Annotated in this window: 12 protein-coding genes; 5 read left to right on the top strand and 7 right to left on the bottom strand. The window is 62.4% G+C overall.

Annotated elements, in window-relative coordinates; genetic code table 11:
• On the bottom strand, positions 1-806 hold an 806-nt coding region (locus AAFH49_RS21005; RefSeq protein ID WP_342301287.1), incomplete at its 3' end, for a carboxypeptidase regulatory-like domain-containing protein.
• Positions 807-1,118: 312 nt separating this feature from the next.
• Here AAFH49_RS21005 and dxs point away from each other — a divergent pair.
• Together dxs and AAFH49_RS21015 are read left to right on the top strand one after the other, a co-directional pair.
• Positions 1,119-3,062, top strand: a complete 1,944-nt coding sequence (gene dxs, locus AAFH49_RS21010) for a 1-deoxy-D-xylulose-5-phosphate synthase (protein ID WP_342301288.1) — start codon at positions 1,119-1,121, stop codon at positions 3,060-3,062.
• A gap of 72 nt (positions 3,063-3,134) precedes the next feature.
• Positions 3,135-3,578, top strand: a complete 444-nt coding sequence (locus AAFH49_RS21015) for a hypothetical protein (protein ID WP_342301290.1) — start codon at positions 3,135-3,137, stop codon at positions 3,576-3,578.
• A 267-nt stretch (positions 3,579-3,845) separates the two neighbouring features.
• Here the strand turns inward: AAFH49_RS21015 and AAFH49_RS21020 are convergent, their stop codons facing one another.
• Positions 3,846-4,526, bottom strand: a complete 681-nt coding sequence (locus AAFH49_RS21020) for a hypothetical protein (RefSeq protein WP_342301291.1) — start codon at positions 4,524-4,526, stop codon at positions 3,846-3,848.
• A 402-nt stretch (positions 4,527-4,928) separates the two neighbouring features.
• A complete protein-coding gene (locus AAFH49_RS21025) occupies positions 4,929-7,754 on the bottom strand; it encodes a bifunctional transaldolase/phosoglucose isomerase (protein WP_342301292.1) in 2,826 nt (941 codons plus the stop codon).
• Between the two features lie 260 nt (positions 7,755-8,014).
• Here AAFH49_RS21025 and AAFH49_RS21030 point away from each other — a divergent pair, with 260 nt between their 5' ends.
• Positions 8,015-9,034: a LacI family DNA-binding transcriptional regulator gene (locus tag AAFH49_RS21030; RefSeq protein ID WP_342301293.1), complete on the top strand. Its 1,020-nt coding sequence runs from the start codon at positions 8,015-8,017 to the stop codon at positions 9,032-9,034.
• Between the two features lie 39 nt (positions 9,035-9,073).
• The gene (locus AAFH49_RS21035) at positions 9,074-9,841 is read left to right on the top strand and encodes an alpha/beta fold hydrolase (RefSeq protein WP_342301295.1); all 768 of its coding nucleotides are present in this window, start codon (positions 9,074-9,076) and stop codon (positions 9,839-9,841) included.
• Between the two features lie 25 nt (positions 9,842-9,866).
• Here AAFH49_RS21035 and AAFH49_RS21040 read toward each other — a convergent pair whose 3' ends face one another.
• A complete protein-coding gene (locus tag AAFH49_RS21040) occupies positions 9,867-10,658 on the bottom strand; it encodes an energy transducer TonB (RefSeq protein ID WP_342301296.1) in 792 nt (263 codons plus the stop codon).
• 256 nt (positions 10,659-10,914) lie between these two features.
• On the opposite strand from AAFH49_RS21040, the gene AAFH49_RS21045 reads away from it, so the two are divergent.
• Positions 10,915-11,769 carry a hypothetical protein gene (locus AAFH49_RS21045; protein ID WP_342301297.1) on the top strand — a complete coding sequence of 285 codons (855 nt, stop codon included), beginning with the start codon at positions 10,915-10,917 and terminating at the stop codon, positions 11,767-11,769.
• 198 nt (positions 11,770-11,967) lie between these two features.
• Here AAFH49_RS21045 and AAFH49_RS21050 read toward each other — a convergent pair whose 3' ends face one another.
• The 3 genes from AAFH49_RS21050 to AAFH49_RS21060 form a co-directional block, all read right to left on the bottom strand.
• Entirely contained in the window at positions 11,968-13,185 is a 1,218-nt protein-coding gene (locus tag AAFH49_RS21050; RefSeq protein WP_342301298.1) for a DUF1501 domain-containing protein, read from the bottom strand.
• 210 nt (positions 13,186-13,395) lie between these two features.
• Positions 13,396-14,967, bottom strand: a complete 1,572-nt coding sequence (locus AAFH49_RS21055) for a DUF1800 domain-containing protein (protein ID WP_342301300.1) — start codon at positions 14,965-14,967, stop codon at positions 13,396-13,398.
• Positions 14,968-15,232: 265 nt separating this feature from the next.
• The coding region (locus tag AAFH49_RS21060) for a lamin tail domain-containing protein (protein WP_342301301.1) at positions 15,233-16,440 on the bottom strand (1,208 nt) is incomplete at its 5' end.

Here is a 16,440-nt window from a genome sequence, read left to right on the forward strand (position 1 = left end):
GTGCCCACGCTGGCATCGATGCCCAGGGTGCCGCCGCTCAGGTTGTTGGTTTTGGTGATGATGTTGATGATGCCACCCGACCCTTCGGCATCGTACTTGGCCGAGGGCGACGTGATGACTTCCACCGACTTAATCTGCTCGGCCGGAATCTGGCGCAGGGCATCCGCAATGCTGTTGGCCGCAATGGCCGAGGGTTTGTTATTGATAAGAACCCGAATGTTAGAGCTGCCGCGCAGGCTCACGTTGCCATCGAGGTCCACGCTCAGCAGCGGCACGCGCTTGAGCACGTCGGTGGCATCGCCGCCGCGCGCCGTCTGGTCGTTTTCGGCGTTGTATATGGTGCGGTCCACCCGCTCCTCAATCAGCGGCTTTTGGGCCACTACTACCACTTCGCCCAGCTTCTGGGCCGTGGCCGTCAGCGCCACCGCGCCCAGGTTCACGACGCCGCCGGCGGGCACTACCACGCCGGGACGGTCCTCGTTTTTATAGCCCAGGAAGCTGATTTGGACGGTGTAAGTCCCGGCCGGAATGCCGGCCAGCACGAATTTGCCATCGTCGCCGGCCACGCCGCCGTTCACGGGCGAGCCCGCCGCATCCAGCACGGCCACCGTGGCGTAGGATACCGGCTTGCCGGTCGTGGCATCGGTTACGGTGCCGCTCACGCGGCCGGCTGCCGCGCGGGGCGTGGCCGGAGTTGCCGTGGCCGGGCGGGCACCCGTGGGCGGGCCCTGCTGCGCAACGGCTAAATGGTTGATGCCCAGAAGGGCGGTAATCACTACGGCCGAAGCCGGTAAGGTTCGTTTCATACAATTCATAACGGCCAAAGTGCCGTAATCGGGGCCGAGGGTTGCATCCTCCCGGTACTTTTGTTGTTTGTGGGGCAAGCCGGTTGCGGGCTATATCGCTATCTGGCGCCTGCGCATTACGCAAAGGTCCTCGTTACAAACACCTTTCCGGCGGAAAACTAGATTATCCAACGCCGAACCCCGACCAAGCCCCGAATTCCTTCGGGCGTACAACCGCACTTCGCCCGCCGTCGTACCTTTGTGCCAGCCCGATAATCTTTTAGCGGGTCAGGCGGTTAACTCCCCGTCACCCATCCCACCACGCCTGCCCTGATGATAGTTGAACCCGGCCCGCTGCTCGCGGCAATTGACTCGCCCGACGACCTCAAAAAGCTCGCCCCCGAGCAGTTAGTCCAGCTCAGCACCGAGCTGCGCGACTTTATCATCGACTCCGTGAGCATCTACGGCGGGCACTTCGGTGCCTCGCTGGGCGTGGTCGAGCTGACGGTGGCGCTGCACTACGTCTTCAACACGCCCCACGACCAGCTTATCTGGGACGTGGGCCACCAGGCCTACGGCCACAAAATTCTCACCGGCCGCCGCGAAAAATTCCCGACCAACCGCCGCTATAAAGGCATGTCGGGCTTTCCGAAGCGCAGCGAGAGTGAATATGATGCTTTCGGCGTGGGTCACAGCAGCACCAGCATCGGGGCGGCGCTGGGCATGGCGGTGGCTTCGGATTACAAGGGTGAATTCGACCGCCAGCACATTGCCGTGATTGGTGATGGCGCTATGACGGCCGGCATGAGCTTCGAGGCCATGAACCAGGCCGGCGTGCTCAATAACAACATGATTGTCGTGCTGAACGACAACTGCATGAGCATCGACCCCAACGTGGGCGCGCTCAAAGAATACCTCACCGACATCACCACCTCGCGCACCTACAACAAGGTGCGCGACGAGCTCTGGAACGTGCTCGGCAAGCTGAGCAAGTTCGGCCCTAACCCCCAGCAGATTGCCCGCAAAGTAGAGGCCGCCATGAAGGCGACTCTCATGAAGCAGAGCAACCTGTTCGAGGCCCTGAAATTCCGCTATTTCGGCCCCGTGGATGGCCACGACGTGCAGCACCTCGTCACCATCCTCAACGACCTGAAATCCATTCCCGGCCCCAAGCTGCTGCATTGCGTGACGGTGAAGGGCAAGGGCTACGCGCTGGCCGAGAAAGACCAAACGCTGTGGCACGCGCCGGGTTTGTTCGACAAAATCACGGGCGAGATTTACAAGAAGACGCCCGACAAGCCCCAGCCGCCCAAGTACCAGGACGTGTTCGGCCACACGCTGGTGGAGTTGGCCGAGGCCAACGACAAAATCATGGGCGTGACGCCGGCCATGCCCTCGGGCTCGTCGCTGAACATTATGATGGCCGCCATGCCTACCCGCGCCTTCGACGTGGGCATTGCCGAGCAGCACGCCGTCACGTTCTCGGCGGGCCTGGCCACGCAGGGGCTGATTCCGTTCTGCAACATCTACTCCTCGTTCATGCAGCGGGGCTACGACCAGGTGGTGCACGACGTGGCCCTGCAAAACCTGCACGTGGTGTTCTGCCTCGACCGCGCCGGCTTTGCCGGGGCCGACGGCCCTACCCACCACGGCTGCTACGACCTGGCTTTCATGCGCTGCATCCCCAACATCGTGGTATCGGCCCCGATGAACGAGCAGGAACTGCGCAACCTGATGTACACCGCCACCCTGCCCGAAAACGCCGGCCCGTTCAGCATCCGCTACCCGCGCGGCGAGGGCGTGATGCCCGAGTGGCGCACGCCGCTGCAGCGCGTGGCCATTGGCACGGGCCGCGTAGTGCGTGAGGGCGAAGAGGGCGGCGTGGCCATCCTCAGCATCGGTCACATCGGTAACTACGCCGTGAAAGCCACCGAAACCCTGGCCGCCGAAGGCATTGATGCCGGCCACTACGACATGCGCTTCTGCAAGCCGCTGGATGAGGAGATGCTGCGCGACGTGGCCCGCCGCTACCGCGCCATCGTGACGGTGGAAGATGGCTGCCTGCCCGGCGGCTTCGGCTCGGCCGTGCTCGAATTCCTCACTGACCACGGTTTCCATATGCCCGTCGTGCGCCTCGGCATCCCCGACCGCGTGGTGGAGCACGGCACCCAGGATGAGCTCTACAAAGAGTGCGGCTTTGATGCGGCCGGCATTGCCCAGGCCGTGCGCGAGCTGGGCACCAAGGTCGGGAATCAAGTGCTCCAGTCGTTGGTTTAACAATTGCTACGCCGGTACATTTGCCGGGTTGCGCGGAGTGCGCAGCAATGTTTCTACCAAACCAATTTGCTTATGAAAGTCACTGTTTTTCTGGCCCCGGCATTGTTGGCTGCCACGATGCTGGCAGGTTGTTCGAAAGACGAGCCGACGCCAGTTACAGCCTCCACCGCTTCTACCATCAAGGTGGCGGTTGCCGAAGCCGGTGCCCCTCCCTACGACCTTGCCGAGGCGCGTGTCGTAAACTCCAACTACCAAACTGCCGCCTCCAGCCTCACTATCACGGGCAAGCTCAGTAGCGGCAAAGTATTGAACCTGGAGTTTTCGCGCGGAGCTGGCAGCCCACCCGCCAACACCACCAACGTACTCACCGCTTCGTTGGACGGTACGACGGGCACTGCCTCCAGCGGCACCACCACCTACAACGCGCAGACGCGCACCGTCAGCGGTAGCTTCAAAGCCACCTTCGTGGGTCCGGGGGAGGTATCGGGCTCTTTCTCCGGTATTGCAGTGCAGTAGCGCCCCCTTTCTGACGCTGTTGGTACTGAATTGATTCGCAAATAAAAGCCCCCGTAGCAGTTGCTGCGGGGGCTTTTTTGCCTTAAACATGAATTTTTGGAGAGCTGGAAATCAACTGCTCTTTTGGCCTCCGCAGTTATTTAGGAACCGATAAATGAATGTTGCGAAACGAATGTCGCAATCTCAACAAAGGGACTGGCCCAAAAGTAACATGCGGCGGCCCCCGTTGCCGGGAACCGCCGCGTGGGCATGGGCTACGGCCAGCGCCTAGCGGTACTTCTCGCGCTGGAAGCCGGCGGCGCGCAGCTCGGCCTTGTACTCCTTGTCGTCGGGATAGTTGGCGTCGAGGACTTTGGCCAGGGAGGAGAGCACCTGCTCGATTTGGGCGCGTAGGGTGTCCTTGGTGGCCACGGCTTTGGAGATTTCGCCGTTGGTGTCGGTGAGGTGGCCCACCAGCTCGTTGTAGCGCTTGGCAATGGGCTTCCAGAAGGCGGTGCCGTGGTCGCCGTCGTCGATTTTCTCCGACGTGAGGCCGGCCAGCAGGGTGTTGAGGGCTGCTGCCCGGCGGGTGCGGTCGCGGTCGATGAGGTAGGCCGCGCCGTCTTTGATGATGCCCAGCGTGGGGTAGTAGGCGAGGGCTTTTTTCTTGTCGTACTTGTCCACCAGGCGGGCTTTCACGCGGTAAAGGTTGGCCTCAATTTTAGCGTCGAGCTCGAGCAGTTCGTCGGCATCGATGGGCCGTGCTGTGCCGGCCTGCTGGCGCGAATCGACGGCGGCCACGTAGTCGCCGGTCATTTTTTTGAACGCGGCGGCGTTGGTATAGCGCAGCGTGAGCCAAGGCTGACCGTCCCAGTACTTGACGGCGGAGGTGGCCTGGTCGGCCAGCAGCAGGTCGTTGGCGGCTAGTAAAGGGGCTTTGCGGGGTTTGGGGGTAGCTTTGGGTTCCATAATGTGGTTGGGGATGGGAATGGTTGAGCGGCTAAAGTACTGAAAGCCCGCGCAAATCCAAACCGGCATGGTCCAGCCGGCCCGTAGCACTTCGCAAATGCCTTTTGCGCTGCAAAAACAGGTTTGCAAAGCTTCGCAAATGCCTTTTGCGCGCACAAAACAGGCTTGCGAAGCTTCGCAAGGCATTCCGAGGCTGCAAAACAGGTTTGCGAAGCTTCGCAAGGCAGTTTTGCGTGTACAAAAGGCATTTGCGAAGTACAAGTAGGGTGCGGGGCTTGCCCCCGCCCGTCGTTGCAAAGATTTCGTTCAACGACGGGCGGGGGCAAGCCCCGCACCCTACGCAAACGGCCCCGGCTCTTCACAGAGCCGGGGCCGTTGCGTCGCAACTGAAGCTTCTAACCGCTACTTCAGCGGCGGCAGGGCGGCGAGCATCGTTTTCAGGCCGGCCTCGGCGTTGTTGCCGAGGTTCACGCGCAGGGTGCGGCGGCCGTTGTCGAGCAGGGCTTGCAGGTCACCGAGGGCCTGGGCATTCTTGAAAGTGCCGAAGGTGTAGGAGCGGCCGGGCAGGGCCAGGTCCTGCGGGTTGTCGTCGGTGAACTGGATGAACAGGCCCGTGTTGGGGCCGCCCTTGTGGTACTGGCCGGTGCTGTGCAGGAAGCGCGGGCCATAGCCCGAGGTGGTGGCCAGGTGCAGCTCCTGCTGCACGCGCTGGCGCAGGGCCAGCAGGCTGGCGCTCACGGCAGGCGTTTCGGTGAGGTAGGCTTGCAGGCACACGAAATCACCGGGCTTCGCTTGCGCGAAGAAGGCTTTGAGCACGCCGGCCGCGCCCTCGCCGTGGGCGGTGGTGTAGTAGTCCACGCCGTTTTCGCTGGCGGCGGGGGCTTCGGTCTCGGGCAGCTTGCCTTCGGTTTCCACGGCCTTCATCAGCTTGTCGGTGGCCGTTTTGGCGGCCTGCACGTTGGGCTGGTCGAAGGGGTTGATGCGGAACACGGCGCTGGCCACGGCCGTGGCCACTTCCCAGCGGTAGAACTCCTGGCCGAGGTCGAAGGCGTCCTTCATCAACAGGGTGATGACGGGGTGGCCGGCCTGCTTGAGGGCTTCGAGCTTGCTGGCGTTGGCCTCGTCGGCCTGGTCCTTGTAGCCCACGTACACAAACACGCGGTCGGTGCCGTAGATGCCGGGGTCGCCCAGCGGCTCGCCGGCCACGGGCAGAATGCCCTTGCCTTCCTTGCCGGTGCTTTCGGCGATGAGCTGCTCCAGCCACAGGCCGAGGTCGTGCAGGGCATCGGGCACCACGATGGTGAGCTTGTCGCGGCCCTGCTCGGCCAGCACGCCCAGGGCGGTGCCGAATTCGAGGCCGGGGTTTTTATCGGTCGGGCCGTAGGCACCGCAGGCGCGCATCATCAGGATGGCGCGCTCCAGAATCTCGCCGATGGGCAGGCCGTAGAGAGCCGCCGGCACCAAGCCGAAGTAGGTGAGGGCCGAGAACCGGCCGCCCACCTCGGGGAAGTTGAGGAAGATGCGGCGGTACTTGGCGGCCGTGGCATCGGTCACGAACTTGGAGCCCGGGTCGGTGATGGCCACGAAGTTTTCGCCGGCCTTGTCGCCCTTGATTTCTTTGACTTTGGCGTAGAAATAATCGCCGAACGCCAGCGGCTCGGCCGTGGTGCCGGATTTGCTGGCCACGATAAACAGCGTCTCAGCCAGCGGCAACTCGGCCTCAATGGCCCGCACCGCACCGGGGTCGGTGGTGTCGAGCACCGACATCGGCAGGCCGTTTTCGCCTTTCGGGAAGGAGGATTTGAACACGATGGGGGCCATCGTGCTGCCGCCCATGCCCATCACCACCACGTGCTTGAAGCCAGCGGCCTGCACCTCGTGCACGAACTGCTCGATTTCGGGCACCGCAGATACCATCGTCTCCGCCACGCGCAGCCAGCCCATGTAGCTGCGGATGCTGTGCTGCCCGGCCTCGTCGCTGGTCCACAAATCCGCCTTCTTATCCCAGAAGCCGTGCACGAAATTATCGGCTTTGAACTTGGCAATTTGCGCATCCACGGCGGCCTGGTACTGGCCCAGCTCCATTTTGGAGTCGTCTACCTGGGCTTCCACGGCCAGGGCGCGCTTCTTTTCGATGGACTGCATCAGCTTGGCGAAGGGCTCCTTGAACTTGGTCGCGCCGTCTTCTTCGAGGTGCTGGGTCAGCTCATCGAGGTTGATGCCGAGCTCGGGCAGGCGAGCCAGTACCTCTTTCGAGTGCTCCAGGTTGGTTTCAATGGTGGCGGCCACCTTGCCGCTTTTGCCGAACAGGTCCAGCGTTTCCACCGGCACGGTGTTCACCGTGTGCGGGCCGATGAGGCCGTCGACGTAACGCAGGTTGTCGTATTTGGGGTTTTTGTTGCCGGTGCTGGCCCACAGCAGGCGCTGGGTTTCGGCCCCTTTGGCAGCGAGAGCTTCCCAGCGCGGACCCGAGAAAATCTCCTTGTACATCTGGTAGGCCTGCTTGGCGCTGGCAATGGCCACTTCGCCCACGAGGCTTTCGGCCAGCTTGCCTTTTTCGCCGCCTTCGGCCGCGATTTTCTCCAGCATGGGGTCAATCAGCACGTCGATGCGGCTGAGGAAGAAGCTGGCCACCGAGTCGATGCGGGCCAGCGGCTCGCCCTTGGCGGCGCGGTCTTCGAGACCAGCGATGAAGGCTTCGGCCACCAGGCGGTAGCGCTCCAGACCGAAAATCAGGGTCACGTTTACGTTCACGCCCTCCGAGATGAGACGGCGAATGGCGGGCAGGCCTTCGAGGGTGGCCGGCACTTTAATCATCACGTTGGGGCGGTCCACGGCTTTCCAGAGGGCCAAGGCCTCGGCGATGGTGCCTTCGGTGTCGTTCACCAGCTCGGGCGATACTTCGAGGCTCACGTAGCCGTCGGAGCCGTGGTCGGGGCCGTCGTAGAGGGGCCGGAAAAGGTCGGTCGCGGCCTGCACGTCGGACACGGCCAGATTGGTGTAGATTTCGTCAGTGGTTTTGCCTTGCAGGGCCAGGGCTTTGATGGCCGAATCATAGTCGGCCGTGTCGCCGATGGACTTGGCGAAGATGGCCGGGTTCGAGGTTACGCCGCGCAGGGCTTCGTCCTGAATGCGGCGCTGGAGCTTGCCGTCGATGATGATGGGGCGGCTGATAAAGTCCAGCCACAGGCTTTGGTCGAACTGGCGGATGTCAACGAGAGGGTTCATGAATGTGCAATTAGTTCAGAGGGTTCAAAGGTCAGGAATGATGGCCGTTGTTGCGGCGTTCCAGACAGGGGAATTGTGCGGTTCAGCGTAAAAAATTATGCTCTTCTACGGCGAACTGCCGGGTTAGAACAGCGCCGCCGGGTAATCGTTGCGGCACTTCTACTAGCTTTACGCATTGTAGTTCTATCTATCGCATTATTAAAATGGCCGGACGCCGCCCTTCTGCAAAACCCTCCGACTCGGCCCACAGCCCCGTTTCCATGGCCGATTTGGCCCGGGAGCTGGGCGTGTCGATGACCACGATTTCGCGGGCCCTGAGCGACCACCACAGCATCGGGCCGGCCACCAAGCAGGCGGTGCTCAAGCTGGCCAAAAAGCTGAACTACCAGCCCAACCGCATGGCCTCGTCCTTGCGAAAGGGCACCAGCACGCTGCTGGGCGTAATTGTGCCCTACATCGAAGGCCGCTTTTTTGCCTCGGTGGTGCACGGCATCGAAACGGCGGCCAGCAAGGCCGGCTACAGCGTCATCATCTGCCAGTCGAATGAGGATGTGGCGCAGGAGCGCAAGAACCTCGAAACCCTGCTCAGCGCGCAGGTGGCGGGCATTCTGGTGTCGGTTTCGCGCACCACACTCGATTTTAAGCACTTTGATAAAGTACGCAAGCGCGGGGTACCGCTGGTGTTTTTCGACCGCATTCTGGAAGGCGACAGCGTGAATGCCGTGGTGCTGAACGACCAAGGCGGAGCTTTCCAGGCCACTAGCCACCTGCTGGAGCAGGGCTGCCGCCGCGTGGCCCACCTGGCCGGCCCGCAGCACCTCAACATCTACCGCAACCGCCGCCAAGGCTACCTCGATGCCCTGCAAAGCCACGGCATCGCCCCGGACGAAAGCCTGATTATCGACTGCGACATGACCCTAGAGGGCGGCCAGGAGTGCATGAAGCAGCTATTGACCCTGCCCAACCCGCCCGATGCCGTGTTCGCGGCCGGCGACTCCGCCATCCTCGGCGCATTACAAGTGCTGAAAAGCCGGGGCCTGCGCGTGCCGCAGGACGTGGCCCTGGCCGGCTTCAGCAACGAGGCCCTGACGATGGTGGCCGAGCCTCACCTCACCTCGGTGGACCAGCGCTGCGAGGAAATGGGCCAGGCCGCCTTCCGCCTCTTCACCGATTTGGCGGCCGCCGATGGCACGGCGTTTTCGCAGCGGCAGGTGGTGTTGCAGCCGCAGCTGTTTGTGCGGGAGTCGTCGCTGCGGCGGGTGGAGGAAGCGGTGAAATAAATAAGGAGGCGGAAAGCAGGGAACGTTACTTTTGCCCATATGACGCCCGCCTCCAACCCGCCCACCATCGTTTTTCTCCACGGATTTGCCGAAAGCCGCGAGGTGTGGACCGATTTCACCCGCGCCTTTCCGGACGGCTACCGGCTGCTGGCCCCCAACCTGCCCGGCCACGGCACCAACCTGGCCCCCGTGCCCGACTTCTCGATGGAGGCCCAGGCGCGTCACATCATCGACTACCTCAACCAGAAAGGCTGCCCCGACCCGGTGCTGCTGGTGTGCCACAGCATGGGCGGCTACGTGGCCCTGGCCCTGGCTGAGCGCTGGCCCCAGCGCGTAGCCGGCCTGGCGCTCATCAACTCCACGGCCCTGCCCGATACCGATGAGAAGCGCCAGAACCGCGAGAAAAATATCAGCTTCGTGGAGCGCCACGGGGTGGGCAAGTTCATGGAATCATTCGTGCGCCCGCTTTTCGCGCCCACCAACCGCGACAAGCTGACCGACGCCCGCGGCCTGCTGGAGGAAATCGGCAAGGCCACGCCGGCCACTACCATTACCGGGGCGCTGCGCGGCATGGCCGCCCGCCCCGAGCGCACTCAGGTGCTGGCCAAAGCCCCCTTCCCGGTGCTGATGGTGGCCGGCAAGCACGACGTGGCCGTGCATTTCGACGATGCCGTGCGACAGGCGGCCCTGCCGCCGGTGGGCGCGGCGCTGTTTCTGGAGGGCAGCGGGCACCTCTCGTACCTGGAGCAGCCCGAGGCCACCCGCCGGGCCGTGCTGGCGCTGGCGGCGGCGGTGTTTGGGCGGTAGGTAACCCCGGCCAGTTGTTGAGCCGTTAAATCATTTTGAACGTGATGGGCAGCACGTAAAACACGCGTACGGGCCGGCCATTGAGCAGGCCCGGAGTAGCAGCGGGCCGTAGGCCGCGCACGGTGCGCAGCACCTCATCATCGAGGTTGCTGCCCGCCGAACCAATTATCTCCGGATTCTCCACCGTGCCGTTTTCAGCTATTTCAAAATAAACGTTTACCCGACCCTGTTCGCGGTTGCGGAGCGCATCGGCCGGGTACCTGACCTGGCGTTGCACATATTCGGCTAAGCCGCTGTAGGAGGCGGCCATTTGAGCCGGAATCGCGGCGGCTTCGGGGCCGTTCGAGTTGCGCGCGCCGCTTGGCAAGTAGGCAAAGGTGGGTTCCTGGTCGGCGTAAGGATAGGGCTGGGCGCTGGCATCTGCAGCAAAATTGAGGGCCAGCATGATGCGCGGGTTGCGACCGGGCTTGTCAGTAGCCTTGGGAGGCCCGGGCTGCCAGGCCGGCATCTGGGCCTGAAGGTATTGCTGAGCTGCCTGAGCCGCTTTGCCGAGGTCCGACTTTGCCCGCCTATCCGGGCCAACAAGTTTGAAATTGCCAGGCTGTTGCCCATCCTTGAGCTCAAACTGCAACACCACCCGCCCGGCTTGGTTGGGCGCCAGCAGCCGGGTGCTGCGGTGCACGAGGGCGCGCAACGAATCGGGGCCGCCGGGGTAGCGCGGGCCATCATACAGGGTTGGTGCCAGAGTTTGAGCGTGGGCCGCTGGCGCAATTGCCAATAGCAGCGCCATTGCGCCGCCGAAAAGTGATTGGTGCATTTGGAGAAATGGAAAGGAAATCGGTGCGCAAGCTACATGGCTTCCGGCAAGCATCGCTACACTTTGGCTCTATAGCGGGGTGTAAAATTTGCTGCTGAGCTGCCGCACGGCCCAATATTAATTTCTGCTTTTCTGTGCCTTGCCTGGGTTGCCACACCAAATTGGTCGATTAAGCTAAACAATTGGCGGCCTTGCTGCTTACCTTCGCGCGCTTTTACTGTTGAGCTTTATTGCGGAATTTATTTATTCATTTTCAATGAGATTCTTCTTCTTATTGTCGGGCCTATTGATGGGCCTGGCCGGGCCACTTATTGCCCAACCCCTGGCTCCGGCTACTGACCCCATTACTGCGTCCTCAACGCCCACGGCCGCGCCCATTCCGCCCGAACTCAAGCCTCATGGCAGCGTGTATTTCAGCTGGGGATACAACCGCGACTGGTACACGCGCAGCGATATCCGCTTCAAAAACACCAAAACGGACAACTACGATTTCACGTTTTTGAACGCGCACGCCAGCGACAAGCCCGATTTCAAGGACTTCTGGCGGTTCAATTCCTGGACCATCCCGCAGTATGACATGACGCTGGGCTACCTGTTTCACGACAAGCACGACCTGGGCATCGAAGTAAGCTGGAACCATCTCAAATACGTGGTCGACGACAACCAGGTAATTCACGTGCGCGGCAACATCCGGGGCCACTACATCGACAAGGACACGCTGGTAACGCCCGATTTTGTGCACCTCCAGCACACCAATGGCAACAACTACCTCATGGTGAACCTGGTGAAACACAAGACGCTCTGGGACCGCCGCCACTTCAAGGTGAGCGCCGTGGGCAAGGTGGGGGCCGGCCCCATGATTTCCTACACCATCTCCACCGTGCTGGGCAACCATCAGGAGGGGCCGTTCCACTACCACGGGCTGGTGGTGGGCAGCAGCCTGGGCCTGAAAGCGGATATTTTCCGCTATTTCTTCCTGCAAACCGATATTCAGGGTGCCTTCGCCGACTATACCAATACCTACCTCGGCGATGACCGGCAGGGCCGTGCCACCCACGTTTTCGGGTCGTTGCAAGCTATTTGGGCGTTTGGGTTCAACGTGCCGCTCTAATCGTTTGTCATTGCGAGTGGAGCGGAGCGCAACGCGGCAATCCGTACTCTCGGTGCGACTAGCTTTGAGATGTGATGAAGCCTTTTTCAACAATAGAAAGCCCCGATACTGTGCAGTATCGGGGCTTTCTGGTAAAAGAGAGCGTCTGGGTTTGACAGGACGGATTGCTTCGTCGTGCCTCCTCGCAATGACAGGCGATTACACCAGGCCGCTCATCCGTTCAAAGCCCGTTCCCAGAATGGCGGTGTCATTGGCTCCGAGCCAGTCTTTGAGGATGTTGGCGTAGATGCTGCGGAAATCGACCTGGTGGCGCAGGTCGCCCTGGTCGAGGTTCACGAGGTCGGGGGCGTCGTTGATTACACCTTTCTTCTGAAGCGCGCCGCCGGCCAGAAACACGTTGTTGGCCGTGCCGTGGTCGGTGCCGTTGCTGGCGTTCTGGCCCACGCGCCGGCCAAACTCGCTGAATACCAGCACCAGCGTGTTGTTCCACTGGTCGTGCTGGCGCAGGTCGTCGGCCAGGGCGGCCAGGCCGTCGCCCAGGTCGGTGAAGAGGCGCTGCTGCTGCTCGTGCTGGCGTACGTGGGTGTCGAAACCGCTCAGGGCCAGGTAGTACACGCGGGATTCCACGCCGGAATTAATCAGTTCGGCGGTGGTTTTCAGGTTTTTGCCGAAATCGGAGTTCGGATACGTCACGGCCGACTTGTAGATTTTCGATTTGTCGTACAGGTAATCGGCCGAAGACGCGGTTTCAGCCAGTGTCTTGTAGAGGTAATCGACCTGTTCCTGATGGGCGGGCGCGGTTTCCTTGCTCACCTTGGCCAGCAAACGGTTCTGGTTGATTTGGTGGAATTTATCCGGGTTTTTTAGGGCCAGGCCTTTGCGCTGGCGGCCTTTCAGGGCCAGGCTCAGCGTGTCGTCGATTTCGAGGGCATTGTAGGGCCGCTGACAGTCGGCGCAACTCGAATCGAGGTAGCGGCCCAGCCAGCCGGTGCTCACCACCTGGTCGGAGCCCGAGCCGGACTGCCAGATGTCCATCGAGCGGAAGTGCGAGCGGTCGGGGTTGGGGTAGCCCACCGAGTTCAGCACGGCCAGCTGGCCCTGGTCGTACAACCCTTTTAGGCCTTTTAAAGCCGGATGCAGGCCCAAATCCTTATCCAGCGCCAGAATTCCCTCGCTTTCCTTGATGCCGAGCGTGGGCCGGGCCTTGTAATACAAGTCGTTGCGGTAGGGGATGACTGTGTTCAGGCCATCATTTCCCCCGCCCAGCTGCACCACAATGAGGCGGCGTGCCCCGGTGGCATCGCGCAGGCCGGCGAGGCCCGGTCCCCGGTCCAGGGCGTGCAGAAACTTGGGCACCAGCAGCAAAGTGCTGGCCAAAGCGGAGGTGCGAAGGAATTCGCGGCGGGTGGAAGCCATAGCTCTATTGGGAAGGGTTGAGAGAACATCAAACTCCCCTCCTTACCAAGGAGGGGACGCTGACGCGAAGCGTCAGCTGGGGTGGTTGTGGCGTTGAAAGCTGCTTGAGCAATTATCAATGAGTTGTTCAGCCATTCTTCAATGCCACAACCACCCCCGTCAGAGCCTTTGGCTCGAACATCCCCTCCTTGGTAAGGAGGGGAGTTGGTGTTACGCCAGTTGGTATTCCGGCAAACTCAACAGGCTTACTAACGTGGCCCGCAGTGCCTCCGCCGGCTCTTTTTGCTGGGCGGCCTGTTGCACCAGCTGCAGGTTTTCGGGCCGAATGTTGGCCTGAAGCAGGAAGCCGCTGAGCTTCTCAGGCTGCTGGGCGGCGGGTGTGGCCCCAAGCAGCTGTTGGAGCGGGGCCAGCGGCAGGTGGGCGCCCGCGCCGGGCCGCACGGTGCGCTCGGCCTTGGTCTGGTTGGGAGCAATGTCGTTTTCGTCCTGCTTCAGGGCCACGGCAAATTCGGCGTTTTTGAACAGGATGGCAGGGAGCTGCAAGCGCAGTAGCAGCGACGACGAATCAATCCAGTTGCGGCCACCGGGCCAGCCGGCCACGTTGGGCGGCTGGAACAGGTTCTGACCCAAGGCGCGCTGGTAGCCCAGCAGCGGCTGCGCGTTGTCGACCTTCACATTGAGCGTGCGTCGGATGCCGGCCAGCAGCTCCACGGGGCTCTTGATGTGGGTGCCCATGTTAGCGGGCTCGTAGAACCAATCGGCCGAAAAGAGGCGCTCCATCAGGTCGGCAATGTCGTAGCCGCTTTTGCGGAAGGCCACCGCCAGCGGCTCGATGTGTACCGGGTTGGGCACATCGTTCACGAAGAAGCGGTAGATTTTGGTGGTCAGGAACGTGGCGGCGGCGGGCTGGGCCAGAATGTGCATCAGCACGTCCTCGCCGGTCAGGTTGCCGGTTTTGCCCAGGAAGGTTTTAGTGCCCGCGTCGTGCTCGCGCTCCCGGAACTTGAAGTTGCTCTGGTAGTCGTAGCCCCAGCCGGTGAAGGCGCGGGCGGCTTCTTTTACGTCGGTTTCGGTGTAGTTGCCCCGGCCCAGCGTGAACAGCTCCATCACCTCGCGGGCGAAGTTTTCGTTGGGGTGCTCCTTGCGGTTCTGCTGGTTGTTGAGGAACTGGAGCATGGCTGGCTCCTTGCTTACGGCCAGGAGCAAGTCCGGGAATTTGCCCAGGGCGTACTGCCGGGTGGTGTTGTGCAGGCTAAGGGCGGCATCGGGCTGGCGCACGCGGCAGGCAAAGTGCCCGTGCCAGAACAGCGTCATCTTCTCGCGCAGCTGCGCCGGCGAGGTAGCCATGCGCTCCATCCAGGCCGTGCTCATGTTGTTGAAGGCATCGCGGATGCCCTCGTTCTGCATCTTGCGCTGGGCGGGCGTGAGGTCGGCGCGGCGCAGGCGGGGCACGCCGGCCGCAATGGTGCCGCCTTTGAACGCGGCGCGCGGCCGCATCGCGGCCACGGGCGCTACTGGTGTGCCGGGCGGCGCAGGCTGGTCGGGCGTAGTCACCATGCCGTTGGGCACGGGGTTGTTTTTGGTCGAGGCCGGGTCGGTCATCACCATGCCCTGCGGGTCGGCGTAGTTGAGGCTGGAGCCGGCCAGGGGCACGTATTGCGCCGAATCGTGTAGCAGCTGGCGCAGGGCTTTGCGGGGGCTGAGGCCGGCGGCCACGTCCTGCGGGCGTGGCCCAAAGCCGGCACGCCAGTAGAGATGCTGCAGTTGCTGGGTGCTGTTCATGCCTTTAAGACGTGGTTAAGGGGAAGGGGTTTAATCTGTCATTGCGAGCGCAGCGTGGCAACCGAAGGTCTGCGTAGCTAATCCATCCTTTCCTTTCCAGAAACCCTGAGATGTGAAAAGCCCCGACTCTGTGCAGAATCGGGGCTTCCCATTGGTAGCAAGGGCATTTATCACATCTCAAGGTTGGTCGCGTTGGGAGGAAGGATTAGCTACGCTGACCTTCGGTTGCCGCGCTGCGCTCGCAATGACAGATGGCTTCGGTCAGTTAAAACCGCGCCCCCAGCACCACTGTCTTCTTGAATTCGCGCTTCTCACCGCTGCTGGGGCGGAATAACTCAACTAGCAAAATGTAGTAGCCCACGGCCGCCTTGTGGCCTTTATCATCGATGCCGTCCCACTGGATGAAGCCGTTGGTGGGCAGGGTTTCGTTGCGGGTGAGGCGGCGGGTAAGGCGGCCCAGGGCGTCGTACACCGTCACGCTGGCGGCGTAGCCGGGCGCGTCGAGGTGGTAGTTGAGGGTGGCGAAATCCTGCTGGCCGTCGTCGTCGGGGGTGAAGACTTCGGGCGTCACGGTCAACTCCTGGTCGCCGCCGGCTTCGTCCTGGGCCTGCGAGTTGGGCCGGCCGGGGGTGGCGTAGCCCACGGCGCTGGCCGCCGAGTGGAAGTTGCTGCCCAGCGTAGGTCCGTTGGTCCGAATGCGCTCCAGTGACACGCCTTCCTGGGTGGCTAGTAGGCTCAAGTGCAGGGCTTTGGAGTACGCCAGCCGGTCCAGCGTCACATTGCCGGCATTGAGCAGCACCACCGTATCCACGTCGGTAAACGAAGGCAGGCTGGCTACCTGAATCAGGTTGGCGGGGTCGCTGCTGGTGGGGTATTGGGTCTGAATGTTGGCCACATCCGTGGTGAAAGCCAACAGCTGCCCCGGCGCAATTACCAACGGCGAAGATGTTATCTGGGTAGGCGTGGCGCGGCCATTTATGCGGCCGCGCGAAAATTGCCAGCCCTGCAAATCGATGAATTTGTTGCTGCGGTTGATGATTTCCACGAACCGCACGGCGCTCACGCGGGGATTAAACAGCAACTCGTTTATCACCACGTCGCCGCTCGCGGCCGTTTCGGGCAGGGCGAAGGTGGCTGGCTGCAGCACGCCGCTGGCGTTGCCGGCGCAATCGGTGGCCGTTTGCACGGTGAGGGTGGTGGGGCGGCTGGGGCTCAAGGCGGCGGCCAATGTGAGGTCGACCTGCCGGAAATCGGGCCCCACGGGCGCGGCCCGCGTGATGGCCGGGCCAGGCGCGGCCAGCGCGTAGCGGCCCACGGTGGCGGCCGTGGTGCTGTCCAGCTTTTCGGAGAAATAGGCGCGGACGGTGGTGGCGTTCAGGGCTATGGCGCGGAGCAGGGCGGGGGCCAAGGCATCGGCATTATTGGCGCGCACCGAGTTGGCGCGGCCGGGCGTGCCGCCGCTGGGGTTGGTGC

Origin of the sequence: Hymenobacter segetis (assembly GCF_038448715.1) — a bacterium.
In the GTDB taxonomy this organism is placed as follows: Bacteria; Bacteroidota; Bacteroidia; order Cytophagales; family Hymenobacteraceae; genus Hymenobacter; species Hymenobacter segetis.